The sequence below is a fragment of the Rhodococcus sp. AB351 genome (assembly GCF_049538275.1).
Classification (GTDB): domain Bacteria; phylum Actinomycetota; class Actinomycetes; order Mycobacteriales; family Mycobacteriaceae; genus Rhodococcus.
In genome coordinates, this window is sequence record NZ_JBMVFW010000017.1 from 14,422 (window position 1) to 41,104 (window position 26,683).

21 protein-coding genes are annotated in these 26,683 nt (G+C 67.8%); 6 read left to right on the forward strand and 15 right to left on the reverse strand.

Annotated elements, in window-relative coordinates:
* Positions 1 to 26: 26 nt before the first annotated feature.
* Positions 27 to 530: an acetolactate synthase small subunit gene (ilvN, locus tag ACPCXD_RS20860; RefSeq protein ID WP_006554535.1), complete on the reverse strand. Its 504-nt coding sequence runs from the start codon at positions 528 to 530 to the stop codon at positions 27 to 29.
* A complete protein-coding gene (locus ACPCXD_RS20865) occupies positions 527 to 2,467 on the reverse strand; it encodes an acetolactate synthase large subunit (protein ID WP_423661088.1) in 1,941 nt (646 codons plus the stop codon). The genes ilvN and ACPCXD_RS20865 overlap by 4 nt, the downstream gene beginning before the upstream one ends.
* A 266-nt stretch (positions 2,468 to 2,733) precedes the next feature.
* Between ACPCXD_RS20865 and ACPCXD_RS20870 the strand changes: the two genes are divergently transcribed.
* Together ACPCXD_RS20870 and ilvD are read left to right on the forward strand one after the other, a co-directional pair.
* On the forward strand, positions 2,734 to 3,255 hold the full coding sequence (locus tag ACPCXD_RS20870; RefSeq protein ID WP_088897182.1) for a PH domain-containing protein: 522 nt from the start codon (positions 2,734 to 2,736) through the stop codon (positions 3,253 to 3,255).
* Between the two features lie 140 nt (positions 3,256 to 3,395).
* Positions 3,396 to 5,237, forward strand: coding sequence for a dihydroxy-acid dehydratase (ilvD, locus tag ACPCXD_RS20875; protein ID WP_016691195.1), 1,842 nt, complete (start codon positions 3,396 to 3,398; stop codon positions 5,235 to 5,237).
* 79 nt (positions 5,238 to 5,316) lie between these two features.
* Here the strand turns inward: ilvD and ACPCXD_RS20880 are convergent, their stop codons facing one another.
* Positions 5,317 to 6,075, reverse strand: a complete 759-nt coding sequence (locus ACPCXD_RS20880; protein WP_016691194.1) for a DoxX family protein — start codon at positions 6,073 to 6,075, stop codon at positions 5,317 to 5,319.
* A gap of 77 nt (positions 6,076 to 6,152) precedes the next feature.
* Here ACPCXD_RS20880 and ACPCXD_RS20885 point away from each other — a divergent pair, with 77 nt between their 5' ends.
* Positions 6,153 to 7,298, forward strand: coding sequence for a PQQ-dependent sugar dehydrogenase (locus ACPCXD_RS20885; protein WP_423661089.1), 1,146 nt, complete (start codon positions 6,153 to 6,155; stop codon positions 7,296 to 7,298).
* On the opposite strand, the gene ACPCXD_RS20890 is transcribed toward ACPCXD_RS20885, so the two are convergent.
* The 7 genes from ACPCXD_RS20890 to ACPCXD_RS20920 form a co-directional block, all read right to left on the reverse strand.
* A complete protein-coding gene (locus tag ACPCXD_RS20890) occupies positions 7,299 to 8,504 on the reverse strand; it encodes a cation:proton antiporter (protein WP_016691192.1) in 1,206 nt (401 codons plus the stop codon).
* 24 nt (positions 8,505 to 8,528) lie between these two features.
* Positions 8,529 to 10,037, reverse strand: a complete 1,509-nt coding sequence (gene gatB / locus ACPCXD_RS20895) for an Asp-tRNA(Asn)/Glu-tRNA(Gln) amidotransferase subunit GatB (protein WP_088897180.1) — start codon at positions 10,035 to 10,037, stop codon at positions 8,529 to 8,531.
* Between the two features lie 42 nt (positions 10,038 to 10,079).
* Positions 10,080 to 11,108: a 6-phosphofructokinase gene (locus tag ACPCXD_RS20900; RefSeq protein WP_019288390.1), complete on the reverse strand. Its 1,029-nt coding sequence runs from the start codon at positions 11,106 to 11,108 to the stop codon at positions 10,080 to 10,082.
* A gap of 53 nt (positions 11,109 to 11,161) precedes the next feature.
* Positions 11,162 to 12,367, reverse strand: coding sequence for an SNIPE associated domain-containing protein (locus ACPCXD_RS20905; RefSeq protein WP_088897179.1), 1,206 nt, complete (start codon positions 12,365 to 12,367; stop codon positions 11,162 to 11,164).
* Complete coding sequence (locus tag ACPCXD_RS20910) at positions 12,364 to 13,632, reverse strand: hypothetical protein (protein ID WP_301845658.1); 1,269 nt, start codon at positions 13,630 to 13,632, stop codon at positions 12,364 to 12,366. The genes ACPCXD_RS20905 and ACPCXD_RS20910 overlap by 4 nt, the downstream gene beginning before the upstream one ends.
* A 96-nt stretch (positions 13,633 to 13,728) precedes the next feature.
* A complete protein-coding gene (locus tag ACPCXD_RS20915; RefSeq protein ID WP_088897177.1) occupies positions 13,729 to 14,406 on the reverse strand; it encodes a response regulator in 678 nt (225 codons plus the stop codon).
* Between the two features lie 11 nt (positions 14,407 to 14,417).
* Complete coding sequence (locus ACPCXD_RS20920) at positions 14,418 to 15,647, reverse strand: sensor histidine kinase (RefSeq protein WP_371053916.1); 1,230 nt, start codon at positions 15,645 to 15,647, stop codon at positions 14,418 to 14,420.
* A gap of 104 nt (positions 15,648 to 15,751) precedes the next feature.
* Between ACPCXD_RS20920 and ACPCXD_RS20925 the strand changes: the two genes are divergently transcribed.
* Together ACPCXD_RS20925 and ACPCXD_RS20930 are read left to right on the forward strand one after the other, a co-directional pair.
* Complete coding sequence (locus tag ACPCXD_RS20925) at positions 15,752 to 16,363, forward strand: hypothetical protein (protein WP_016691185.1); 612 nt, start codon at positions 15,752 to 15,754, stop codon at positions 16,361 to 16,363.
* Positions 16,360 to 17,643 (forward strand): alpha/beta-hydrolase family protein, encoded by a 1,284-nt coding sequence (locus ACPCXD_RS20930; protein ID WP_423661090.1) that lies wholly within the window; start codon positions 16,360 to 16,362, stop codon positions 17,641 to 17,643. The genes ACPCXD_RS20925 and ACPCXD_RS20930 overlap by 4 nt, the downstream gene beginning before the upstream one ends.
* Positions 17,644 to 17,727: 84 nt before the next feature.
* On the opposite strand, the gene gatA is transcribed toward ACPCXD_RS20930, so the two are convergent.
* Positions 17,728 to 19,203, reverse strand: coding sequence for an Asp-tRNA(Asn)/Glu-tRNA(Gln) amidotransferase subunit GatA (gene gatA / locus ACPCXD_RS20935; protein WP_088897174.1), 1,476 nt, complete (start codon positions 19,201 to 19,203; stop codon positions 17,728 to 17,730).
* A complete protein-coding gene (gatC, locus tag ACPCXD_RS20940; RefSeq protein WP_006554549.1) occupies positions 19,200 to 19,499 on the reverse strand; it encodes an Asp-tRNA(Asn)/Glu-tRNA(Gln) amidotransferase subunit GatC in 300 nt (99 codons plus the stop codon). The genes gatA and gatC overlap by 4 nt, the downstream gene beginning before the upstream one ends.
* Positions 19,500 to 19,865: 366 nt before the next feature.
* Here gatC and ACPCXD_RS20945 point away from each other — a divergent pair, with 366 nt between their 5' ends.
* Entirely contained in the window at positions 19,866 to 20,516 is a 651-nt protein-coding gene (locus ACPCXD_RS20945) for an ACT domain-containing protein (protein WP_088897173.1), read from the forward strand.
* A gap of 23 nt (positions 20,517 to 20,539) precedes the next feature.
* Here the strand turns inward: ACPCXD_RS20945 and ACPCXD_RS20950 are convergent, their stop codons facing one another.
* The 3 genes from ACPCXD_RS20950 to ACPCXD_RS20960 all read right to left on the reverse strand — a co-directional run bounded on the left by ACPCXD_RS20950 (position 20,540) and on the right by ACPCXD_RS20960 (position 26,681).
* Positions 20,540 to 23,023 carry a helix-turn-helix domain-containing protein gene (locus tag ACPCXD_RS20950; protein ID WP_229565122.1) on the reverse strand — a complete coding sequence of 828 codons (2,484 nt, stop codon included), beginning with the start codon at positions 23,021 to 23,023 and terminating at the stop codon, positions 20,540 to 20,542.
* 226 nt (positions 23,024 to 23,249) lie between these two features.
* On the reverse strand, positions 23,250 to 24,629 hold the full coding sequence (gad, locus tag ACPCXD_RS20955; protein ID WP_229565124.1) for a glutamate decarboxylase: 1,380 nt from the start codon (positions 24,627 to 24,629) through the stop codon (positions 23,250 to 23,252).
* Between the two features lie 66 nt (positions 24,630 to 24,695).
* Positions 24,696 to 26,681, reverse strand: coding sequence for a YhgE/Pip family protein (locus ACPCXD_RS20960; protein ID WP_423661091.1), 1,986 nt, complete (start codon positions 26,679 to 26,681; stop codon positions 24,696 to 24,698).
* Positions 26,682 to 26,683: the final 2 nt, after the last annotated feature.

The following is a 26,683-nucleotide window of genomic DNA, read 5'->3' on the forward strand; positions in this document are numbered from 1 at the left end:
TTTCAGCAAGTATGGGTGTGTTAAGGCTAACGGGTAGCCGTGATGGACTTCGGACCGCGTCCGACGGCGACGACACCGGACTGGACGATCTCGCGGATTCCGTACGGTTCGAGCATGCGCAGCAGCGCGTCGAGCTTGGACCGCGTACCGGTCGCCTCGATGGTCAGCGACTCGGGCGAGACGTCGATCACCTTGGCGCGGAACAGATTCACCGTCTCGATGACCTGGGTGCGCACGCTTGCGTCGGCACGCACCTTGATGAGCACGAGTTCGCGGGCGACGGACGCCTCGTCCTCCTGCTCGACGATCTTGATGACGTTGACGAGCTTGTTGAGCTGCTTGGTGACCTGCTCGAGCGGGAACTCGTCGACGGTCACCACGATCGTCATCCGCGAGATGTCGGGCACCTCGGTGCCACCGACGGCAAGGGATTCGATGTTGAAGCCGCGTCGCGAGAACAGCGATGCGACCCGGGCGAGCACGCCCGGCTTGTCCTCGACGAGAACACTGAGGGTGTGGCTCGTGCTCACTTGGTCTCCTCCTCGGCCGCGGCGTTCTCGCTGCGGGCTTCGAGCGCGTCGATGGTCTCGTGGATGACGGCGGGGTCGTCGGCAGCGGCGTCGTCGTCGAACAGCGGCCGGATGTCGCGGGCCGCCATGATCTCGTCGTTGCTCGTGCCGGCGGCGACCATCGGCCACACCTGCGCGTCCTTGCCGACGATGAAGTCGATCACCACGGGACGGTCGTTGATCTCCTGCGCCCGGCGGATCGCCGGCTCGACGTCCTCCTCGCGCTCGACGCGGATGCCCACGCAGCCGAGGGCCTCGGCGAGCTTGACGAAGTCGGGGATGCGCAGCGAGTGCGTCGCCAGGTCGGTGTTCGAGTACCGCTCCTCGTAGAAGAGGGTCTGCCACTGCCGGACCATGCCGAGATTGCCGTTGTTGATGAGCGCGACCTTGATCGGCACACCCTCGACGGCACACGTCGCGAGTTCCTGGTTGGTCATCTGGAAGCAGCCGTCGCCGTCGATGGCCCACACCTCGGTGTCGGGGCAACCCATCTTGGCGCCCAGAGCCGCGGGCACCGCGTAGCCCATGGTGCCGAGACCACCCGAGTTGAGCCACGTGCGGGGCTTCTCGTAGTCGACGAACTGCGCCGCCCACATCTGGTGCTGACCGACGCCCGCGCAGTAGATCGCGTCGGGACCGGCGAGCTTGCCGACGGCCTGGATGACGTACTGCGGCGACAGGGTGTCGTCGGTGGGACGGTCGTAGCTCAGCGGGTAGGTGCGACGGATGTCGTCGAGGTAGGCCCACCATGCCGAGTAGTCGAGCTTCGTGCCGGTCGCCAGGTCGGCGCGGATGGCCTCGAGCAGCTCGACGATGACCTCTTTGCAGTCACCGACGATCGGCACGTCGGCGTGCCGGTTCTTGCCGATCTCCGCCGGGTCGATGTCGGCGTGGATGACCTTGGCGTCGGGCGCGAAGGAGTCGAGCTGACCGGTGACGCGGTCGTCGAAGCGGGCACCGAGGGTGACGAGCAGGTCGCTCTTCTGCAGGGCGGCCACCGCGGCGACGTTGCCGTGCATGCCGGGCATGCCGCAGTGCAGGTTGTGGCTGTCGGGGAACGCGCCGCGGGCCATGAGCGTCGTGACGACCGGGATGCCGGTCAGCTCGGCGAGCTCGAGCAGCTCGGCCGACGCCTCGGCCTTGATGACACCGCCGCCGACGTACAGGACGGGGTTCTTCGCGTCGGCGATCAGTCGCGCGGCCTCGCGGACCTGCTTGCCGTGCGGCTTCGTCACCGGGCGGTAGCCGGGCAGGTACATCTCCGGCGGCCAGCTGAAGGTGGTCTGAGCCTGGAGGATGTCCTTGGGGATGTCGACGAGGACCGCGCCCGGGCGGCCCGAGGAGGCGAGGTAGAACGCCTCGGCCAGGATGCGCGGGATGTCGGCGCCGTCGGTGACCAGGAAGTTGTGCTTCGTGATCGGCATCGTGATGCCGGAGATGTCGGCTTCCTGGAAGGCGTCGGTGCCGATGAGCGGGCGACCGACCTGGCCGGTGATCGCGACGACGGGCACGGAGTCCATCTGCGCGTCGGCGAGCGGGGTGACGAGGTTCGTCGCGCCCGGACCCGAGGTGGCCATGCAGACGCCGACCTTGCCGGTGGCCTGGGCGTAGCCGGTGGCAGCGTGCCCGGCGCCCTGCTCGTGACGGACGAGCACGTGGCGCACGCGTCGCGAATCGAAGAGCGGGTCGTAGACGGGCAGGATCGCGCCGCCTGGAATGCCGAATACCGTGTCGACCTCGAGTTCCTCGAGTGCGCGGACCACCGACTGGGCGCCGGTGACCCGCTCGGGGGCGACCTGGCGTCGGTTGGCGGGCTGCGTTGCGGCAGCTGCGGGAGTCGGGGTGGCGGACCCCGGCTTTCGCGGCGAGGGTTGAGGCCGTGCGGTTGGTGCGCTCACTGCGAATTCCTCTGATTCTGGCTCCGGGCAACAAAAAACCCTCGTCAGCAAGTCTGCTGTACGAGGGTGGCGCGTCGTGGGCGAGTTGCGAAATGCGGCTCAGGCGACGACGCGCCGGCCGATTACGAGCAACCCATTCTGATTCACGCGCTCGACGGTAGGCGCATGGTGTCCAGACAGTCAACTTGGTGCGGTCCACTGTCCCAGAATGTGAGATGCCGCGGCTGCAGTGCGAAGATGTAGAGGTGTCATCTTCCCAGCAGCCCGTGCCACCGATTCCATCATCCCACACGCCCGATTCGGCGACGCAGGTCATCCAGATCTCGCGACTGTCGTTCCTCGCGTGCGCTCTGCTCCTCCTCGCCCTCGCCTCCCCCGCGCTGGCGTGGCCGGAGGCCTTCGCATGGACGCTGATCATTCCGTTCCTCGTCGCCGCCTGGATCGTGCGGGTACGCACCGTCGTCGGCCCCGAGGGCATCGTCGCGCGGGCGACCTTCAAGACCACGAGTCTCGAGTGGGATCAGCTCGACGGCCTCCGGTTCCCGAAGCGGGGCTGGGCCCGCGCACGGCTCACCGACGGCAGCGAGGTCGCACTGCCGGTCGTCACCTTCGGCCGGCTGCCGCAACTGTCGGAAGCAAGCGGAGGCCGCATCCCCGATCCGTACGCGGCAGCACAGCGCGCGGAGGAGAAGGCACACCGCGAGGAGGCGGCCGCCGAAGCCGGTTCGGACGCCGAAACCACCGAGGACGCAATCACCGTCGAGAAGAAGGACGACCGCTCCTCCTGATCCTCGCGACCGGGTGCGAATAGGTGCATCCGGAAGCACGCGAGTAGATTCGTCGGTGCCGTTGCCCGGATCCGCACAGCCCGGCGACCGGACGCGGCCCGGCCGATTGCGCACACAGCCACCGTCAAGGAAGTCAGCCCATGCCCCCGTTGAGGTCACGCACCACCACCGTCGGACGAAACGCCGCGGGAGCGCGCTCCCTGTGGCGCGCCACCGGCCTGACCGATTCCGACTTCGGCAAGCCGATCGTCGCGATCGCGAACTCCTACACGCAGTTCGTACCGGGTCACGTCCACCTCAAGGACGTCGGTGAGATCGTCGCGAAGGCCGTGCGCGAAGCAGGCGGCGTGGCGCGCGAGTTCCACACCATCGCCGTCGACGACGGCATCGCCATGGGCCACGGCGGCATGCTCTACTCGCTGCCGAGCCGCGAGATCATCGCCGACTCCGTCGAATACATGGTCAACGCGCACACCGCCGACGCGCTGGTGTGCATCTCGAACTGCGACAAGATCACGCCCGGCATGCTCAATGCCGCGATGCGCCTGAACATCCCGACGATCTTCGTCTCCGGCGGTCCGATGGAGGCCGGCAAGGCCGTCGTCGTCAACGGTGTCGCCCACGCGCCCACCGACCTCATCACCGCCATCTCGGCCTCCGCCAGCGAGGCCGTCGACGACGCGGGTCTCGACGAGGTCGAGCGCAGCGCGTGCCCGACCTGCGGTTCGTGCTCGGGCATGTTCACCGCCAACTCGATGAACTGCCTCACCGAGGCCCTCGGTCTCGCGCTGCCCGGCAACGGTTCGACCCTCGCCACCCACGAGGCGCGACGCGCACTGTTCGAGACCGCCGGCACGACCATCGTCGAAGCGGCCCTGCGCTACTACCGCGACGACGACGAGTCGGTGCTGCCGCGCAACATCGCCACCCCGGCCGCCTTCCGCAACGCGATGGCGCTCGACGTCGCGATGGGTGGTTCCACCAACACCGTGCTGCACACCCTCGCGGCCGCACAGGAGGGTGAGGTCGACTTCGACCTGACCACCATCGACGAGATCAGCCGCCGGGTGCCCTGCCTGGCGAAGGTCTCCCCGAACTCCGACTACCACATGGAGGACGTGCACCGCGCCGGTGGCATCCCCGCGATCCTCGGCGAGCTGCGCCGCGGTGGCCTGCTCGAGACCGACGTCTCGACGGTCCACACGAAGAGCTTCGACGAGTGGCTCGACACCTGGGACATCCGTTCCGGCAAGGCGTCCGAGACGGCCCTCGAGCTGTTCCACGCCGCCCCGGGCGGTGTGCGCACCACCGAACCGTTCTCGACCGACAACCGCTGGTCGTCGCTCGACACCGATGCCGCGAACGGCTGCATCCGCGACATCGAGCACGCCTACACCGTCGAGGGCGGCCTGTGCGTGCTGCGCGGCAATCTCGCACCGGACGGCGCGATCCTCAAGACCGCCGGTATCGACGAGGACCTGTTCCACTTCGAGGGCCCGGCCTATGTCGTCGAGTCCCAGGAAGAGGCCGTCTCGGTCATCCTCGGCAAGAAGATCAAGGCCGGCGACGTCGTCGTCGTCCGCTACGAGGGCCCCGCCGGCGGCCCCGGCATGCAGGAGATGCTGCACCCCACCTCCTTCCTCAAGGGCATCGGCCTGGGCAAGGTGTGCGCCCTGATCACCGACGGCCGCTTCTCCGGCGGCACGTCCGGTCTGTCCATCGGGCACGTCTCCCCCGAGGCCGCGTCCGGTGGTGTGATCGGCCTGATCGAACAGGGCGACCGGATCCGCATCGACGTCGCGACCCGCACCCTCGAGGTGCTCGTCGACGACGAGGTGCTCGCCGATCGTCGCGCGAAGATGGAGGCCTCCGAGCGTCCGTGGCAGCCCGTCGACCGTGAGCGCACGGTCTCGAAGGCACTGCGCGCCTACGCCGCTCTGGCGACCTCCGCCGACAAGGGTGCCGTGCGGCGCCTGCCGTAACACCTCACGACAACAAGAGCGAGGGCCCCGCGATCATCCCGATCGCGGGGCCCTCGCCCGTTGTCCGTTCTTACGTATGTCAGCGTCCGAAGATCCACAGGCACACGCCGGCCGCCACACCCAGCAGCAGCACGACGAACGAGCCCAGGAACGGACGTGTCGCCCAGCCTCGTCGCCCGTCGATCGCGATGCGTCCCGGTCCGGTGAGGGTGATCGCCACCGCGCAGGCGACGAGGAGCGCCTCGAACTCGAAGCCCGACGATTCGGCTGCGAAGAACTGGACGCCCGGTTCGAGTTCGTGTTTGAACAACACCGCGTTGACCATGATCGCGACGACCGCGGCAGCGGCGAACGGGGTGAGCAGACCCAGGACGAGCAGTCCTCCGGCCGCGATCTCACCGACCGCGCCGACGATCGCGAGCACGGCGGGCTGCTGGTATCCCGCATCGCGGAGCAACGACTCGAAACCGTCGAGACCCGGTCCGTTCCACAGGCCCACCAGTTTCTGCAGTCCGTGGGCGACGAGGATCGCCCCGACCGCCGCCCGCAGGACGAACAGACCGAGGTCGAGGGTTCCGCGGCGCACCTTCGGGGTCTGCTCACCGACGGCCACCGCGCCGCCCGCATCCGCACCGTAGACCGGTTCCGGCCGGTACATCTGCTCGGTGGGAGCGGCGTAGGCGTCGCTGCCGAGGGGGGTTCCGCTCGCGCTGAAGTCGTCGTCGGATCCGAGATACGACTCACGTGGTCGGCGCATCTCGAGTGTGCGTTCGTCGGGCTGGTCGCCGTAGGGATTCGAACCCGCGTCCGGTATGCCACCGTTCTTGTTGTCGGCCACGCCCCCAGCCTAGGCCCGGGACCGCCCCCGTACCCGGCATCCGCGGGTGCGCGCGTCGTGCCGGTAACGTTTGCGGCATGACACGGGGTGCGCGGTGGACCGGTTCGTGGGGCGTACGGGCGGCAGCGACGGCGCTCGCCGTCGGAGTTCTCGCCGTTCCCTCCTGCGCCCGCTTCGACGACTCCGCGTCGACCCCGTTCACCCCCGAACCCACCTTCGATCCGGGACCGGGCGTCGGCCCCCAGGACCCCACCGAGACGACGACGCCGAGCGCCTCCCCCAAGCCACCGGGGCCGTGTGTCGATCCGGATCCGTCCGTGATCGCGACCTGCCTCGACGTCACCGGCGGCCTGGTGACGATGCCCGACGGCAACTCCGCGCTCGTCACCGAGCGTCGGACGGGTCGGATACTGCAGGTCGCGCCGGAGACCGAACCGGTGGAGATCGCGACCATCCCCGTCGACGGTTCCGGGGACGGTGGGCTGCTCGATGTGGCGCTCTCCCCCACCTTCGCCGAGGATCGGCTGCTCTACGCCTACATCACCACGGCTTCCGACAACCGCGTCGTCCGCATCGCCGCGGGTGACACGCCCAAGGATGTGCTGACGGGGATCCCCCGCGGCGCGACGGGCAATTCCGGCGCCATCGAGTTCGTTTCGCCCACCGAACTCGCCGTCCTGACCGGCGACGCCGGAAACGCAGCGGCCGCAAACGATCCGAACGCCCTGTCCGGCAAGCTCCTGAACCTGCCGCTCCCGGCACCCGGCGCGGCACCCGCTCCCTCGGTGATGCTGTCGGGCATCGGCACCGCAGGCGATGTGTGCCGCGATCCGAACGGCAATCTGTGGGTCACCGACCGCACTCCCCTCGAGGACCGGCTCCAGCGGGTCGGGGTCGACGGCTCGACCGGCACCGGCCCGGCCTGGACGTGGCCCGAGCGGCCCGGTGTCGCCGGGTGCGCAGCAGCTCCCGACGGGATCGCGATCTCGCTCACTGACGCGAAGGCCGTCGCGGTCGTCGCCACCGACCCGGGCACCGGAGCGGTCACGGCGTCGCCCGTCCTCGCGGCGGAGGACCGCTACGGCATGCTGCGCGGCGCCGCTTCGTCGCCCGACGGACTGCTGTGGGCCTCGACGGTCAACAAGTCCGGTTCCGAACCGGGACCGAACGACGACCGCGTCGTCCGCATCCAGTTCCCGGCCGGTGGCGGCGGATTCGACTGATCACGCCCGCTCCGGCGTCTCCGCCGGTTCGGTGCGGTGGAGCAGTCCCGCGAGCATCGGGAGCACGAGGACGGTGACGGCACCCGCCGCCACGAGGATCGACGCGCTCGCGTTCGTCATCTGATCGGCACTCACCGCGACGCCCGTGACCGCGACGATCAGGGGCAGACCCGTCGTCGAGTACAGGGCGATCTGCACCTGTTCGGAGGTTCCGAACATCCGGTTCCCTGTCTCGTCGCGTTCGAGGCGCGACGCGACGAACACCGGCACACCCCGTACCAGGACGAGCAGTCCGAGGAATGCCAGCAGGATCCCCGGTGCGCTCACGACGGCACCGACGTCGATCGCCATGCCCGAGGTGACGAAGAAGATCGGGATGAGGAAGCCGTATCCGAGACCGTCGAGCTTCTTCTCGAGCCGCTCGTCGCCCGCCGGGATCGTGCGACGCAGGATGAAGCCGGCCGCGAAGGCACCGAGGATGATGTCGAGGTCGAAGACGGCGGCGACGGCGATGAGTCCGACGAGCAACAGCATCGTCAGTCGCACCGGCACCTGGGCGGTGGTGTCGGAGCCGAGCCGGACGAACTGGGTGAACCGTGAACCTTCCCGCAGGATCCAGGTCGGCAGCACGGCGACGACGACGGCCACGACCGCGAACGCCAGCAGGACGATCAGCGAGCCGAGTGCGCCGCGTGCACCGAGCAGGGTCGCCATGGCCACGACGGGCAACAGCTCGCCGAACGCACCGTGGTTGAGCACCGAGCGTCCGAGTGGGGTCGCGACGAGCCCGCGGTCGGCAAGGATCGGCAGGAGCGTCCCCAGCGCGGTGGACGTCAGGGCGATCGCCACGGCGATCTCGGCGTGCACCTGACCTGCAGCTCCGAGCGCGGCGACGGTGCCGAGCGCCAGCAGCATGCACACGCACCAGGTGAGCATCGCGCGGCGCCCACCCCGCCCGCGCAACTCGGCCGGGTCGATCTCGTATCCGGCGAGCAGGAAGAGCATCCCCAGGCCGAGTTCGCGCAGGATGCCGATCTCGCTGCCCGTCTCCGCGAGGTCGAGCGCGTAGGGGCCGATGAGGACACCGGCCACCAGCAGCAGCACGACCTCGGGGACCAGCCGTCGCGGAACGGCGCCGGCGATCAGCGGTGCCAGCACCGCCGCGACGGCGATCCAGAACAGCGAGGTGGCTACAGCAGCGTCCATCGCCGCTACTCTAGCCGCGCAAGATCAACTGCACGCGGCGATGACGAGTTCCTTCACGCGCGCCGGATCGGCCTGTCCGCGAGTGGCCTTCATGACGTCGCCGACGATCTTGCCGGCCGCCTGGACCTTGCCGGAGCGGATCTTGTCGGCGATGTCGGGGTTGGCGGCCAGAGCGGCGTCGACCGCGGCCTGCAGCGCCGAATCGTCGCGCACGACCTCGAGACCACGCGCGGCGACCACTTCGTCGGGCTCGCCCTCACCGGCGAGCACACCGTCGACGACCTGACGGGCCAGCTTGTTCGTCAGCTTGCCGTCGGCCACCAGCGCGATGACGCGAGCGACCTGCTCGGGTGTGATGGGCAGTTCGACGAGTTCGACACCGCGGGTGTTGGCCTGCTGGGCCAGGTAGGCGACCCACCACGAGCGGGCCTCCGAGGCGGGAGCGCCGGCCTCGGTGGTCGCGATGACGAGATCGAGCGCACCGGCGTTGACGAGGTCGCGCATCTCCTCGTCGGAGACACCCCAGTCGGCCTGGATGCGGGCGCGACGCAGCCACGGCAGCTCGGGCAGCGTCGCGCGCAGCTCCTCGACCCAGGCGGCGTCGGGCGCGATCGGCTCGAGGTCGGGCTCCGGGAAGTACCGGTAGTCCTCGGCGGTTTCCTTGCGGCGACCGGGCGAGGTGGTGCCGTCGGCCTCCTGGAAGTGCCGGGTCTCCTGGATCACCTCACCACCGGAGACCAGCACGGCAGCCTGGCGCCGCATCTCGTAGCGGACCGCGACCTCGACGGACTTGAGGGAGTTGACGTTCTTCGTCTCGGTGCGGGTACCGAACTCCTTCGCGCCGATGGGCATCAGCGAGATGTTCGCGTCGCACCGCATCGAGCCCTGGTCCATGCGGACGTCGGAGACGTCGAGGGCCTTGAGCAGGTCGCGCAGGGCGGTGACGTAGGCGCGGGCGACCTCGGGGGCACGCTCGCCGGCACCGACGATCGGCTTGGTGACGATCTCGACGAGCGGAACCCCGGCACGGTTGTAGTCGAGCAGCGAGTGGCTCGCACCGTGGATGCGACCGGTGGCGCCACCGACGTGCAGCGACTTGCCGGTGTCCTCCTCCATGTGCGCGCGCTCGATGTCGACCCGCCAGGTGGTGCCGTCGTCGAGCACGACGTCGAGATATCCGTCGGTGGCGATCGGCTCGTCGTACTGCGAGATCTGGTAGTTCTTCGGCTGATCGGGGTAGAAGTAGTTCTTCCGCGCGAAGCGACCCCACGGGGTGATCGAGCAGTTCAGCGCGAGGCCGATGCGGATCGCGGACTCGACTGCGGCCTGGTTGACGACGGGCAGTGCCCCCGGCAGACCGAGGCAGACCGGGCACACCTGCGTGTTGGGCTCGGCGCCGAAAGCCGTCGGGCAGCCGCAGAACATCTTGGTGGCGGTGTGCAGCTCGACGTGCACCTCCATGCCCATCACGGGCTCGAACTTCGCGAGCACGTCGTCGTAGGCGAGCAGGTCAGCGGACACGGAGGCAGTCATGGTGTCGATTTTAGACGGCGCCGACAGTGCCGCCGCGCGGCCTCACCCGAACAGGATCCGCATCTCCTGATAGCGCTCGTCGGGCACGTACTTCGGTTCGGCGAGCTCGTCGAAATCGACCCGGGCGATGTCGGTACCGTGCAGCGCGACCATGTGCCCCCAGTCCTCCTCGGCGACGAGATCGGTCACCGCCATACCCAGTCGCGTGGCGAGTACCCGGTCGAATGCCGTGGGGACACCGCCCCGTTGGATGTGGCCGAGCACCGTCGCGCGGGCCTCGACACCGGTGTGCTTCTCGATGAGCGGCGCGAGCACCTCCGCGATCCCGCCGAGGCGCGGCCGGTCGAATCCATCGAGTCCCTTGGTGGAGTACGCCTCCTCCATCTCGGGGAGCGTGAAGCCCTCCGCGACGACGACCATCGGCGAACGTCCGCGGTTGCGGACACTCGTCACCCACTCGCAGATCTGTTCGAGGCTCTCGGGGTGCTCGGGGATGAGGATGGCGTGTGCGCCGCCGGCGGTACCGGCGTGCAGCGCGATCCATCCGGCGTGCCGGCCCATGACCTCGAGCACCATGCAGCGTTTGTGGGAGTTGCCGGTGGTCCGGAGGCGGTCGATCGCCACCGTCGCGATCTCGACGGCCGTGTCGAAACCGAAGGTGTAGTCGGTGTGGCTGAGGTCGTTGTCGATCGTCTTCGGCACACCGACGATGCGGATCCCTTCACCGAACAGTCGCTTCGAGGCGGCAGCGGTGCCCTCGCCCCCGATGGCGATCACGGCGTCGATCCCGAGGCGGTCGAGGGTCTTCTGGATGTTCTGCGCCCCACCGTCGGGTCCCTGGTACGGACCGAACCGGCTCGTACCGAGGATCGTGCCACCCTGTTGGGCGAGACCGCGAACACGGCTGCGGTCCAACGGGATCACATCGCCCTCGACGAGACCGCGCCAGCCGTCGAGGAATCCGACGAACTCCTGTCCGTGGACCTCGGTCCCCTTGAGCACCGCACCGCGGATGACCGCGTTGAGACCGGGGCAGTCCCCGCCACTGGTGAGAATTCCGATCCTCGTCATCCATACCTCCATGGACTCGACTTCGTGCCGGTGCCAATCCTGCCTTTCGAGAGCTAGGACCGCAGTGGAGACTCGGGCCAATATCGCACGGATTGGAAGTACTGGGTTGCTTCGGGTTCGGTGGTGTACTCGAGCAGGTTACCGACCTTGGTCGCGAGTACATCGCGGACTTGTTCCGGGCTCGCGAAGAAGAACTCGCGGCGCACGTTCGCATGGTTGACCCGGTACTTCGAGAACTCCTTGTGGAGTTCGTTCTCCAACGCGACGGCATCGTCCGAGAAGTACAGAGCGTGTACATCGAACGGAAACGGTACCGAGGCACCGCTCAGTTCTCGGATTCTGTCGATGGGGTCGAGCCGACGCGTGAGTCCGATCTTGACGACGTTTCGTCCGAAAGCACCGATGTTCGAGATCACGTACACATAGCCGGCCCGGATATTCGCCGCGCGGTAGTCGTTGTCGGCTATCGCTGCGTCCAGCCGGGCGATCTCTCGCTCGGCATCGGCACGCTGGGCCGGATCCTGGATGCGAGCAAGCACGTTTCGATAGTGTTCCCGCTCCTTGTCGAGTTCCTGCCTCCTGCGAGCGAGTTCCTGCTCGACCTTGCGTTCTTCGCGAAGTCGTTCGCGCTCTTCTCGTGCGGCCTCGCGTTCCTCGCTGAGTCTCATCTGATGGTCGGCCGTCAGTTCGATCTCGGTGATGCGGAGACGGTGATATGCCGGGTCGATCCGCATCTGCATCGAGGCGCCCAACTTCTCGATATCGGTAGCGGCCTTGTCCAGGCGCTTGATCGCGGTCTGCAGATTCCCCGCCCGGATCGCGCGGACACAGTTCTCGGCCTCTGCGTTGTATGCGCGCAGCATCAACTTGCCGAGATCACGAGTGAGGCGACGGCCTTCTGCGAGGGAATTGTTGAAGCTGAACTGTTTGCCCACCTCGATGGCACGACCGTCTGTGATCGACGACCGGATCTCGTCCCGCAGATCCTTCAATCGCTCCTGGTAGGCAGCGGCGTTCTCCAATGGGTGGTGATATTCGTAGAGACCGACCTCCTGAAGCACGAGGGCGTCTTCGACGGTGATCAACCGATCGTCCGAGGGAAGATCCCTTCCGACCGGTGCGCCTTGTGGTGGGGAAATGGGCCGCGCCGACAATTGAGCGGTCAACTCCGCCACCCGGTCGACGAGTTCGGCCGCCTCCCGCTCCTTGGCGATCAACGTGCGACGGAGAGCAGTGATCGTTTCCTGAGCGTCGGTCATCCTCGAACTCCTGTCCCGGCCAAGGGCACCAGCCCGTACGGATTCTTCGACACTGCGGCAGACAGATGCTTCAACGTCTGGGCGGGCTCCACGCGTGACAGATCCAGAGCCATGAACGTTTCTCGGTCCACAGCCAATTGCAGGAGTGCCACTGTGGCATCACGCCCGGTAGCGGGGTCCACGGCATCCGCCACAACGGTGAGCGACACGGCGTCGATCACGGCTTCACGGTCTGCCTCGAACACTTCGTGTGCGGTTCGCAGCGCCACTTGATTCACCGCGTTGTTGTACCGCCGCTTCAGGTCGGTCGCGGAGAGCGGAGTCCGAACGATCTCGTCGCTCGCCTTCACATATCGAACCGATTTGGTGGACGGAAACTCCTCAGGTGCAGGAACGGCAACCGAAACCTTCAGTTCCCGATCCTCGGAGTTGTAGCTGTACTCGTGCACTACGTCGAAGCATTCGGGATAAGCCGAATTCGCCAGAACGATACCGACGTACTCCTCCAGCGCGGCAGGTTCGCGACGGCGCAACCCGGCGATCAATCTGTCGAGTTTCTCGTTGGCAACCTCCACATCGCGTAGACGGCGTTCTTCTGCGGCCTCGTGCACGCGCATCGACTGTTCGAGCCGCCGGTAGCGTTCGCGTTCGTAGGTGCGCCAGCGGTCACGTAGAACTGCGTTCTGTCGGAATGTCTCCTGGAAGGCATCCCACCAGCCACGCATGTGCTCCCTGTGGACTTCTGCAGCCGCGGAGAGTTCAGCGTTGTATCGGCGATTTCCTCCCAACGCGGCGCCGAGTCCCGACGGCTTGCTCGGAGGCACGAAGCGCGGTTGATCGGGTAGTGCGAAGTACTGAGGTTGCTGCGTGGGCGTCTGCAATTCGCCCGGAGGGTGAAAGCTTCGCCTTTCGACCGACTGTTTCAGCGCTTCGAGATCGACCCAATCGTCCACGTCGAGGGTGGCTGCCAGCAAGTCCTCGATGTCCTGGAGTTGCGTGGCGATCAGTGCGTTCTCCTGGGCTGCCTCCGCCTCTCGCTGCGCTACGTATGCGGCCTTCGCTTCCTTCTCCAACCTGGCACGATCGGCAGCTGCCGCACGCTGTGCTGCTGCCTCGGCGCGTTCTCGCTCACGTGCGGCTCGTTGCATGGCAGCAACGGTCCGGTTGTGCTCCCGGACTGCTGCCCTCTGCTGTTGCGCTTGTCGCTGCGCAGCCAGCCGCTGTTGATGCTGGAGTTCGGCGAAGAACCCACGTCGTCGTGCCATACCTCTTGATACACCACAAGATCGACGACGAATCCTGACAGGCACACCTACATCATCGAGTCTTCACTCCATGTCGACCGACCTGTATCGATGTCTCTAGCCGGGTGTGACGAGACCGGACTCGTAGGCGAGCACCACGGCCTGTGCCCGGTCGCGCAGGTGCAGTTTTGCGAGAACCTTGCCGACGTGGGTCTTCACGGTCTGCTCGGCGACGAACAATCGTTCTGCGATCTCGGTGTTCGACAGGCCGTGCGCGATCAGTTCGAGCACCTCGCGTTCGCGTGGGGTGAGCGGATCGAGGACGCGGTCGCGCCCTCTTGCCGGCCGGCGTCGGCTGGTGACGTCGGCGATCAGGCGGCGGGTGACGGTCGGCGCGAGCAGTGCCTGACCATCGGCGACCACCCTCACGGCTCGCACGAGTTCGTCGGCGGGGGCGTCCTTGAGCAGAAACCCGCTCGCTCCCATCCCGAGCGCTTCGTAGACGTAGTCGTCGAGGTCGAAGGTGGTGAGCATGAGCACCTTCGACCGCGGCTCACGGGTGTCGGCAAGGATGTGCCGCGCCGCGTCGAGGCCGTTCATCTCGGGCATGCGCACGTCCATGAGGACGACGTCGGGCCGCAGTCGCGCGACCTCCGAGACGGCCGCTCGACCGTCGGGGGCATCGCCGACGACGCTGATGTCGGGCTGGGCTCCGAGCAGCGCTCCGAAGCCTTGCCGGACCATGGCCTGGTCGTCGGCGATGAACACGGTGATGGGAGGGTGCGGTTCGGTCATCGGCACCCACCTTAGGCCCCGGTCAGCACCGGGAGAACCGCTCGGACCTCGAAACCGCCGCCGGGGCGGGGATGGGCGACGAGCTGCCCGCCCACGACGGACGCGCGTTCGACCATGCCGAGGATTCCGTTGCCGCCGCTGCGGTCCGACGGCCGAACGGTGGTGTCGACCTGACCGGCCGAGGCCGGCCCGTTGGTCACCTCCACCGTGACGCTCGCCGGCTCCCACTGCAGCCGTGCGCACACGCGGGCACCGGGTGCGTGCCGGGCCGCGTTCGCCAGGGACTCCTGCAGGATCCGGTAGACGGTGAGTCCGACACCGTCGGAGACAGGTGTGGGGACGCCGACCGTCTCCGTCTCGAGCGTCATACCGGCTCGGCGGGACGACTCGAACAGTTCGCCGATGCGGTCGATGCCGGGCTGCGGTTCGTGTTCGGGGAGTTGCCCGTCGCTGCGGAGCACGCCGAGCAGGGTGCGGACCTCGTTCAGCGCTTCCCGTGCGGTCGCACCGAGGGCGTCGAATTCGGCGCGCACGTCGTCGTTCACGTCCGGAAGCCGATAGGGAGCGCTCTGCGCCTGGACGACGATCATCGACATGTGGTGGGCGACGATGTCGTGCAGGTCGCGTGCGATGTGCGCCTTCTCCTCGAGGATGGCGCGACGCGCACGTTCGAGCTCGCTGACCTCCTCCTCCTGGGCGAGTTGCCGTCGGGAGATCAGCAGCCAGCGCACCAGCAACCCGAAGACGACGACGGCGGTGATGCCGATGCCCCATCCCCAGCCGTTGCGGCCGGGAACGAATGCCGCGAACAACAGGACGGTCGCGATCCACACGACCAGCACGAGGCGGATCTCCTCGCGGATCGCAACGGCGAACACCAGCGCGAGCATCACCAGGATGTGCACGACCTGCCACGGATAGTCGTAGCCGGGAACGAGGTCGAACGCTATCGGGATGACGAGTCCGGCCGCCGCGGCCACCGCCCACCCGAGAGCCGGCCGGACGAGCACGAAAAGGAACGGGAACACCGCCATCCCCGAGATCAGCGGCAACAGCGGCGGGGAGATGTCGTGGGTCAGGGGCAGCGTCGGCCACGCGATCGCATAGAGGATCAACGTCACGGTGACCACGGTGACGACGCTCCACCGTCCCCGTCCCAGGCGTCCCGCGGTTCTCACGCCGGACTTCGCAAGCTCTTTCACCTCACCCACGCTAGGAGCCCCGGTCTCGACTGTCCTCATACCTGAGGGTGAGATCCGCCTGGCTCTGCAGGTGGTGTCGGCCTCCGCGAGATCGCTCCGTCGCGGGGTCCGGTGCAGGGCTGTGCGTTCCTAGCGTCGCAGGCATGACAGTGAAATCCGCAGCGGTCCGAGTCGCGTCGGTCGTCTTCCTCGCCACCGCAGCATATGCCGCTGTGCCGGGAGCGCTCGCCCGTTCCGCCTCGACCACGACGGAGGACGCCGCGGCCGCGGCGACGGTGACGGCGCTCGTCGCCGACGACCCTGAGCGAGCGCTGTCGTCCCTGCCGGCCGATTTCGCCGCCGTGATGGGGTACGCGCCGATCGTCGAGCAGTGGGCGGACGGGACGACCGTCCTCGCCGATCCGGAGGGCGACTGCTCCACCCCGGTGCCGCTGCCGGCAGCGTTCGAATCGGCATGCCGGGTGCACGATCTCGGGTACGACCTCCTGCGGTACGCCCACACCACCGGCGGCGAGCTGGGCACCGATGCCCGGCGCGACCTCGACGGGTTGTTCGCGCGACATCTCGACACCGTCTGCCGTTCCGAACCCGAGATCACGTCGTGCACGCCGGTCGCAGGGATCTCTTCTGCAGCAGTGCAATTCAACTCGTGGCGACAGGGTCACCGGACGCCTGTCGCGGAATCGCCGTGGGCCTTGGCCGTCGCTGCGGGGTCGGTAGCCCTGGGTTTCACGGCACGAAAGGTGCGGCGATGACGGTCCTCATGGTGGTTCTCGCGACGGTGATCTCCCTCGCCCCTCCCCTGCTGCCGCGGCAGTCGGTCGTGCAGGGTGTCGTCACAGGTTTGTTCGTCGTGATCGCGCTGACGGTGCTCCGTCTCGTCGTGGTCGCGCGACGGCGGACCGGGCGACCTCCACGGCCCGCGAGGCCGGAACTGCGTGTGCCGGTCGCGCTCGTCGGCGGGTCCGTCGTGCTGATCGCGGCGGCCGGTGCACATCGGTGGCAGAACGGTCTGCGGGAGGCGATGTCGGTCCCCGCTGTGGATGTGCGCTGGTGGCTCGAGGCACTGGCGGTCGCGATCGTGGTGGTCGCGGCGCTGCTCGCCGTTCCGCGCCTCGTGCATCTCCTGTCGCGACGCGGGGTAGCAATGGCCGTCGCCGCGACGCTGGGGATCGGCGTCACGGTCGGGATCGGCACCGCCACGGTGGCCTCCTCACCCGGAGGAACGATCGACACGGTCGCCTCCCCCACCGCGCTCTCGGCGGGATTGTCGGGGGGCGCGGGATCGGCGGTGGCGTGGAACCGGTTGGGCCGCGAGGGGCAGAAGTTCGTGTCCCTGCCTGCCGAGGGGTCACCGATCCGGATCTACGTGCCGTTGTCGGCCGCACCGGATCCGTCTGCGCGCGCGGAGTTCGCAGTGGACGAACTCCGCCGGTCGAGAGCCTTCGACCGACCGCATCTCGTGGTGGCCGTGCCGACCGGCTCGGGCTGGGTCGATGCCGCTGCGGTCCGCGGCTTCGAGAACCGGTGGGGCGACGACGTCGCCATCGTCGCCCAGCAGTACTCGGACATGCCGAGCTGGGCGACCTTCGTCCTCGACCGCGGTGCCGCGGAGGAGGAGGCCCGGGCGCTCGTCACCGCACTGCGAGCGCACCTGTCCACGCTGCCCGACGAGCAACGTCCCACTCTGCACGTCTACGGGCAGTCCCTGGGAGCGACCGGCGCGAGCGCCGTCTTCGACGACGAACCGGAGCCGTGTGCACTGTTCCTCGCGGGGCCACCCGCGGGGGTCCGCACCGACGGTGCGAGTGTCCGGGCGAACACCTCCGACCCTGTCGTGTGGTGGCAGCCGTCGCTGCTGTGGTCGCCACCGGATCTGTCGCATGCGCGCGCCGATGCCCCCACCCCACCGTGGCTGCCGCTGGTGTCGTTCGTGAACACGACGGTCGACCTGCTCACCTCGCTCGAGGCGGCACCCGGTCACGGCCATCGCTACGGCGACGACCAGGCGCGGTGCACCTCCGCCGACGGGTAGATCGCGCCCACACGGATCGGCGCCCGGATACACCGCGACCCGCCGGCCGACGAACGGCACGACGGGTCGCGGTGTGGGAAGGGATCAGGCGACGATGGGTCCTCGTGCCGCCTCGAAGGCCGCACCCACCCGGTACAGACGCTCGTCGGCGAGAGCCGGGGCCATGATCTGCAGGCCGACGGGGAGACCGTCGTCCGCCGAGAGGCCGGACGGCACGGACATCGCGCAGTGCCCCGCGAGGTTGGTCGGGAGCGTGCACAGATCGGACAGGTACATCGCGAGCGGATCGTCGACCTTCTCGCCGAGCTTCCACGGCGTGAACGGGCTCGTGGGCGAGACGAGCACGTCGACCTGCTCGTAGGCCTTGTCGAAGTCCTGCGCGATGAGGGTCCGGACCTTGAGGGCCTGACCGTAGTAGGCCTCGTAGTAGCCGGAGGACAGCGCGTAGGTGCCGATCATGATGCGGCGCTTGACCTCCTTGCCGAAACCGGCGGCGCGGGTCGCGGCCATGACCTGCTCGGCGCTCATCGTGCCGTCGTCGACGCGCATGCCGTACCGCATCGCGTCGAAGCGGGCCAGGTTGGAGGAGACCTCCGACGGCAGGATCAGATAGTACGAGGCGAGTGCGTATTCGAAGTGCGGGCACGAGACCTCGACGACCTCCGCGCCGAGCTTCGTGAGCGTCTCGACGGCGGCATCGAACGACGAGAGCACGCCGGGCTGGTAGCTGTCGGAGTGCAGCTCCTTGACGACGCCGACCTTCAGGCCCTTCAGGTCGCCGGCCGCACCCTGGCGCGCCGCCTCCACGACGGGACGCACGGCGGCGTTCACCGACGTCGAGTCGCGCGGGTCGTGCCCGGCGATGACCTCGTGCAGCAGTGCCGTGTCGAGGACGGTGCGGCCGCAGGGGCCACCCTGGTCGAGCGACGACGCGCAGGCGACCAGGCCGTACCGCGAGACCGTGCCGTAGGTGGGCTTGGTGCCGACGGTGGCGGTGACGGCGGCGGGCTGGCGGATCGAGCCACCGGTATCGGTGCCGATCGCGAGCGGTGCCTGGTACGACGCGAGCGCCGCAGCGGAACCGCCACCGGAGCCACCCGGGATGCGGCTGGTGTCCCACGGGTTGCGGGTGGGGCCGTATGCCGAGTTCTCGGTGGACGACCCCATCGCGAACTCGTCCATGTTGGTCTTGCCGAGGATGGGGATGCCGGCCTCGCGCAGCTTCGTGGTGAGCGTCGCGTCGTAGGGCGAGACCCAACCCTCGAGGATCTTCGAACCGCACGTGGTGGGCATGTCCGTGGTGGTGAACACGTCCTTGAGCGCGAGCGGCACACCGGCGAGCGCCGAAGCCGGCTTCTCGCCCGCGGCGACGGCCCGGTCGACCTCGGCCGCGGCGGCGAGCGCCTGCTCGGATGCGACGTGCAGGAAGGCGTTGTACTCGCCGTCGACCTCGGCGATGCGATCGAGGTGGGCCTGGGTGACCTCCACCGAGGACAGCTCGCCGGCGTGGATCTTCGACGCCAGGGTCGCGGCGTCGAGGCGTGTCGTATCCGTGCTCATTCGCCCTCTCCCAGGATCTGCGGGACCGAGAAGCGGTCCTCCTCGACGGCCGGCGCACCGGAGAGCGCCTGCTCGGGCGTGAGACCGGGGACGACGACGTCGGGTCGCGTCACGTTGGTGACGGCGTTCGGGTTCGCCATGGGAGCCACATCGTCCGCGGCCACCTCCGACACCGCCTTGACGTGGTTGAGGATCGAATCCAACTGACCGGCGAACTCGTCGAGTTCGGCATCGGTCAGCGCAAGCCGGGACAACCGGGCGAGATGCGCGACCTCGTCACGGGAGATGGCAGGCACCGTGAATGGCCCCTTTCCGATGGTGAGTGAACGTCCTGTCCAGGGTAATGCGTCCTGGAAGCGACGGCGCACGCGGTTCGGTGACATCACTCGTCGCCCGGTCGGCGTCGCGTCCACCCGCCGATGTTGCGAGCTTCGCAACGCTGTGTTGCGTTCGTGTGACATGCCCCGTCGCGACCGGGGATTTTCGGTGGGGTCGGCATATTTTCGGGTCTGCACCGTCCCTGACGCCGTCGACGAGGTGCAAGGATGTGGTCTGCCAGAGGTCGACACGGGCCCCTGGGCCGGCATGCGGATGCCGGCGCACCACGTGCCGTCGACGCGGCGTTCGTCGACGGCACGAAACCGACTGGGGAAAGGACTCACGTGTCGTACCTCTTGCGTGTCAGGCTCCCCGATCGTCCCGGTAGCCTCGGCTCGCTCGCCCTGGCGCTCGGTTCGGTCGGCGCCGACATCCTGTCGCTCGACGTCGTCGAACGCGGCACGGACTTCGCGATCGACGATCTCGTCGTCGACGTCGAACCGGGCAAGCTCCCCGACACGCTCCTCACCGCGGCCGAGGCACTGCCCGGTGTGACGGTCGACTCCATCCGGCCCTACGCCGGAATCCTCGACACCCATCGCGAACTCGAACTGATCGATCACGTCGCCGCCGCCCGCGACGACCGCATCCAGATCCTCGTCGACGGCGCTCCCCGGGTGCTCCGGGTGGGTTGGGCGACCGTGCTCGGGGTCGGCCCGAACGGCATCTTCCGCATCGCGGGGAGCCCCGGTTCGCCGGAGACCCACCTCAACGGCGTGCCCTGGATGCCGCTCGCCGAGGCCACCCTGCTCGACCACGACGGTGAGTGGGTGCCGCAACTCTGGCGCGACATGGACACGATGCTCGCGGCCGCACCCCTCGGCTCGCCCGAACGCGTCCTCGTCCTCGGCCGTCCCGGCGGACCGGAGTTCCGTCCCTCCGAGATCGCACGCGTCGGTTACTTCGCGGGCATCGTCGGCACCGTCCTCCGGTAGTCCCCGACGCTCGGACGCAGGCCTCAGCCGACGACGAGCCTCTGTGCCTGCGCGATCGCTTCCTCCCGTGAATGCACGCCCAGTTTCCTGTAGAGGGAACGCAACTGGGTCTTGACGGTGTTGAGGGTGACGAACTGTTCCTTGGCGATCGTGCTCGCCGTGCCACCGGCGAGCAATGCGTCGAGGACCGCGCGCTCGCGCGGGGTCAGTCGTACGACGACACGGATCTCGCGGAAGATGCCGTACTCGGCCATCGCCGAGTCGAGATCGATCGGCAGTTCGACACCCAGGGACAGGATGTCGCGCACGGCCGACGGGGGGACACCGACGAACGGCCGCGTCACTCCGGCATGTTCCGCCAGCACCACGGCCCGCTGGAGATGCCGTCGCGCGTCGGTGCGGCGACCGAGTCGCAGCGCCGCCACCGATCCGATCAGGGCGAGTTCCGCACCGACGGCCGGACAGTGCTCACGGGCGGCGTCCCCGCGGTGCACGATCACCTCGGCACCTCCGGGATCGCCGCCGAGCAGACGCAATCGCGCACGGGCCGGAGCCGTGAGGGGGTGCGTCGAACCGTCGAGCAACTCGCGCGCCGCGCGGGCCTCGCCGAGCGCGAGGTGCAGATCGGCACGCGCGGCATCGACCAGCACCGCGGAGATACCGGTGAGGCGATGGGAGAAGTGCTGCAATTCCGAATCGATGTACAGGAGGCCGTCGGCAGGCACACCGCTCAACAGCGCCAGTCGTCCCCGCACGTACATGACGGCCGCCCACAGCTCCTCCGTGTGGCGGGGCGTGCCGAGTTCGGAGAGCGCACGGAAGGCCGTGCCGGTGTCGAGCCGATCGAGTGCCACGAGCGCGGTGGCCGCCAGACCCGCCGTACGGACGAGGGCCTCGGCCTCTCCCAGGATCGGCGGATGCCGGCGTTCCTCCTCGATCCACCGGGTGGCCTCGTGGGTCCGGCCCCGGAGCGCTTCGAGGAGCGCGAGTTTGCCTGCGGCCTCCCGCTCGACGAACACCCCTCGCCCCGCCGTGTGGGCGTGGCGCAGCATCGTTCCGGCGTCGGTGGTGCGTCCGCCGAGGAGGTAGACGGTGCCGAAGTTGAGGTATTTCAGCCCGTGGGCGTGCCGGGTCGTGCTGTCCAGCGTCTCGAAATCCGGCACGGGTTCGGTGGCGAGGCCGTCGCACACCTCCATCGCCTCGTCGTAGGCACCCTGCATCCGCAGACTTCCGAGGCGGAGGACCGTCTCGAAGGATTGCGGGAAGGACCACTCCCCCGGCTCTTCCGACTCGTTCCGGGCCCGGGTGATCGTCCGCAGCGACGCGACGGTGCGATCGTCGGTCGCCATGTCGTCGGGGAGCAACTCGAGCAGCACGATCCCCAGGGCGCGGAGCGATCCGCTCCCGTACAGTGCCACCCAGTTCTTCTCGACGATGTCGATCGCGCATCGCCAGTCGCGCCGCTCCACGGCATGTTCGAGGGCGATGTCCGGACGCGAGCGCTGCAACCAGTAGTCGATGAGAGCCGACCGCGCATCCCACAACTCCTCCGGGTATTCCGCGCCACCGACCCGCAGGAGTGATCTGCGGACGACTTCGGGATAGCACCAGGCGGGCTCGCCGTCCGCCGAGTCCTCGTCCGTCGAACAGGCCTCGATCAGTCCCGACTCGGCCAGCGCGGAGAGAAAGGCCTCGCCGTCGTCGATGTGCGGCAGGGCCGAGATCGACGACTCCGTCACCATGTTCGGTGCGGCGGAGACGAGGACCGAACGGGAGGACAGTGCCAGAGAGGGATCCGCAGCCACGACGTGCATGACGACGAGATCGACGGCCGAGTCGACGAGGACGTCGAGGGCGTCGGCACCGTGGGCCCGGTGCGGCTTCTCGGCGCGCAGCGTCGCGCACACGGCCGCGACGAAAGCGGCGAATCCTTCGGTGCGGCGGGTGATCCACTCGATGGTGCGTTCGTCCCGTGCGAGTCCGAAGAGGCGGCACAGTGCAGCGGTCTCGTCCACGCTGAACGCGAGGTCGTCGGCGCCCACGATCGTCCTGCGCGGGTGTCCGTCGACATGTTCGGCCCACGACCCCGCAGCCCTGCTGGTCACCACGACCCGCACCTGCTGCCCGATCTGCAGCAACTGCCCGACCCGGTCCTCGATCGCCTCGACCGACCGGACACCGTCGAGCACGAACATCACCGGTCGGGCGTGCCGGACCAGCACCGAACACATCGCGTCGAAGGAGCCTTCCGTCGCAACGGGTTCGTCGAGGCCGAGGGAGTTGCACAGCGACGACGCCACCGTCGCCCAGTACGTCTCGGGTGCGACATCGTGCGCGGGTTCGGGAACCACGACCGGCACCATCTCGGGGCACGGGTCGGTCGCCAGCCACGTGTCGACGAGGGTCGTCTTGCCGGAGAAGGGGCCGCCGAGGATCACGGCGAGTTCGGAATGTGCAGACAGAACGGAGAACAATCGGCGACGAGACAAAGGCAGCGTTCTCGGCACGTCCACTATCCCTTTCGCATCCGGGCAGCATCGTCCCCGAAACGGACTCACAAATATGTGCAAATATTAGCAGCCTGCGGGGGAAATGACGGATTTCACCGGAATTCCGATTACGCGTCGAGAATCACATCGGAGTAATTCCGCACCTCCATTCACACGGTCCACGAACGGATCTCACGCCGGCGGGGGAGAAACTCCGTGAGCTTCTCCCCCGCTGCGACTTCGTTCAGTGTGCGAATGCCTGGTCGGTGTGGCCGCGACCGACACCCTCGCGGAGATATCCGACTACATCGGCGATGTCTTCACCGAGCTTGTGGGCGATGTCCCGGCTGAAGCCCTCGCGAAGCACGATTCGCAGGACCGCGACGTCCTCCGCGTCGGCCGGCATCGTGTAGGCCGGAACCTGGAATCCGCGGGCCCGCAATTCGTGGGAGATGTCGAACACCGTGAAGCCGGGGTCGCCCGTCACCTCGAAGGAGATGACCGGGATGGCGGAGCCGTCCGTGATGATCGCCATGTTCTCGATCTCGGAGATCTGCTTCGACAGCATGAGTGCGGTGTCGCGCAGGGTCTCCATGATCTGCGTGTAGCCGGCGACACCGAGCCGGATGAAGTTGTAGTACTGGCCGATGACCTGGTTACCAGGACGCGAGAAGTTCAGTGTGAACGTCGGCATGTCGCCACCGAGGTAGTTGACCCGGAAGACCAGGTCCTCGGGCAGATGTTCCTTCGAGCGCCAGACGACGAAACCGATGCCCGGATAGGTCATGCCGTACTTGTGACCACTGACGTTGATGGACACGACCCGCGGCACACGGAAGTCCCATTCGAGGTCCGGATGGAGGAAGGGCACCACGAAGCCACCGGAGGCGGCGTCGACGTGCAACGGGACGTCGGGACCGCCGGAGGCCGCGAGCTCGTCGAGCGCGGCGGCGATCTCCGCGACGGGCTCGAGTTCACCGGTGAAGGTGGTGCCGAGGATCGCGACGACGCCGATGGTGTTCTCGTCGACCGCGTCACGGACCTGCTCGGGGGTGATGACGTAACGGCCGGGCTCCATCGGCAGGTACTTCGGCTCGACGTCGAAGTAGCGGCAGAACTTCTCCCACACCACCTGCACGTTGCTGCCGAGCACCAGGTTCGGCTTCGACGCGTCCTTGCCGGCGGCCTTGCGGGCCTCACGCCAGCGCCACTTGAGCGCGAGCCCACCGAGCATGACGGCCTCGGACGAACCGATCGTCGAGACACCGGTGGCCGAGGACGGATCGGCCGGATCGAGGTCGTCCGCGTTGAACAGGTCGGCGACCATGTTGACGCAGCGGGTCTCGATCTCCGCCGTGGCGGGGTACTCGTCCTTGTCGATCATGTTCTTGTCGAATGTCTCGGCCATGATTCGGCCCGCCTGCGGATCCATCCACGTGGTGACGAAGGTCGCCAGGTTGAGCCGCGAGCTGCCGTCGAGCATCAGCTCGTCGTGGATGAACTGGTAGGTCGCTTCCGGATCGGTCTCCGACTTGGGAAGCCGCAGAGCAGGAATCGGTTCGGTACCGAGCCTGCCGGTGAAGGCAGGTGCGAGTGTCTCGCCTGGAGCGTCGGACTCTGACATGGTTTCCTCCATTTCCCGCATCGAACACTCGTCGATCCGGTGACATCGGGACATACGGGGCGGTTCTCACACCTCGATCGGCGGGTACAGCCTCTCCATCGTGTAGCGGCGGTTGCGCCGGACCGACAGGGCACTCAGAGTCAACGATACGAGCAGGATTCCGGCCAGGACAGCGATTGCGATCCACAACCGCGAATCGATGTGCCCGGCGACGGTGAGCTGCCGCAGACCGTTGACGGTGTAGGTCATCGGGTCGAACGGATGGATGTACTGGAACGGCTTGGCGGTGGTCGGCACGGGGTAGATACCGCCCGCCGAGACCAGTTGCAGCATCAGGAAGGCCAAGGTCACCACACGGCCGACGGCGACACCGAAGATCGCGTTGAACGCCTGGATCATGGCCAGATACGTCGCGGAGATCAACATCAGGAACAGGATCGTCCCTACCACATGCTTCACGTCCAGTCCGACACCGAAATGGACGACCGTGTACATCACGACCACCTGCAGGATGCCCACCAGCAGCGCCGGCCAGTACGACGCGAGGACCGTACGGTAGGCGCCCAGTCCCGCGACGGTGGGCCGCGACTGCAGCGGGGTGAGCAGCATCCAGGTGATGATGCCGCCGACGAACAGGGCGAGCGACAGGAAGAACGGCGCGAAACCGGTACCGAAGGTGGGCGCCTCGTTGGTGTAGTTCTGTTGCAGTGCAACCGGAGTCGACAACGTCTCGGCGGTGGCGGTGCGCTGTTCGTCCGTCCAGCTCGGCACCTGGGTGGCGCCCTGGCTCAAGGCCTGCGCGAGTTCCTGCGAACCCGATTGCAACTCGACCATGCCCGAGGACAGTTCTCCCGCCCCGTCGGCCAGCTGGAAACTACCGTCGGTGAGTTGGACGAGACCGGAGTTCAACGTGGCGGCACCGGAGCTCAGTTCGTCGACACCGCTGCGGAGTTGGTTCACCTCCGCCGCCAGTCCCCCGTCCGACAACGTCGCCAGGGCTCCCTGCAGCGGACTGTTCGGATTGCCGAGTTGATATTCGAGTTGTTCCGCGTCTGCCTGCAGACGCACGATCTCGGCGCGCAGCGCGTCGGCATCGGAGTCCGCCTGTTGCGCCGTCAGCGGTGTCAACGCGGTGATCGCCTGCTGCACGACCGGATCGGAGCTCCGGTTCAGGATGTCGACGACCTGCTGCACGGCCTGGTTCACCGTCGACTGCGTGGTCTGCGGGACCCGGGATTCGAGGGCGTCGAGCGAGGCCCGCAGCTCCGCCGCCTGCCCCGCGACACCCGAGAGGGCACCACTGTCGAGCGCGCTGAGCAGCGGACCGGTCACGCCGTCGATCGCGGTCGCGAGTTCGTTCGCGCCGGCGGCGAGCTGCGCCGACCCGTCCCGCGCCGTGACCATGTTCGTCGCGAGCTCCTGCGATCCCGAGGCGAGCTGGTCCGCTCCGCTCTTGGCCGTGTCGATGCCGTCGGCGAGTTGCCCGGCACCGTCGGCGGCCTGCTTCAGACCCGAGCCGGCACTCTCGAGACCCGTGAGCACAGTCCCGACACCTTGGGCCCCGATCGTGGAGTTCACCTGCCCGATCACCTGTTCGGACGCATCCTGCCCGATGATCGTCGCGAGATAGTTGTTCGCGTCGTTGAAGGTGAAGACCAGATTCGCCTTCTCCGGGTTGTCACCGTTGGGGGATTCGACCGCTTCGGTGAAATTCTCCGGAATCGTGATGGTGTAGTAGTACTTTCCGTCGGCCAGACCCGCGACGGCGTCCTCTTCCGACACCTCTGCCAGATCGAGCTGACCGGATGCGATGAGAGACTTCACGACCTGATCGCCGGCGTCGACCTGTTCCCCCGTCGACGAACGCCCGGTGTCGTTGTTGACGATCGCCGCGGGGATCTTGTTCACCGCACCGAACGGATTCCAGAAGGCCCACAGGTACATGGCCCCGTACAGCAACGGCATGAGAATGATCGTCGCGATCGCGATGCGCGGCATCGTGCCGCGGAAGTATCGCTTCGAGTCGCTACCGAGAGAGACGCCTGCGAGCACTC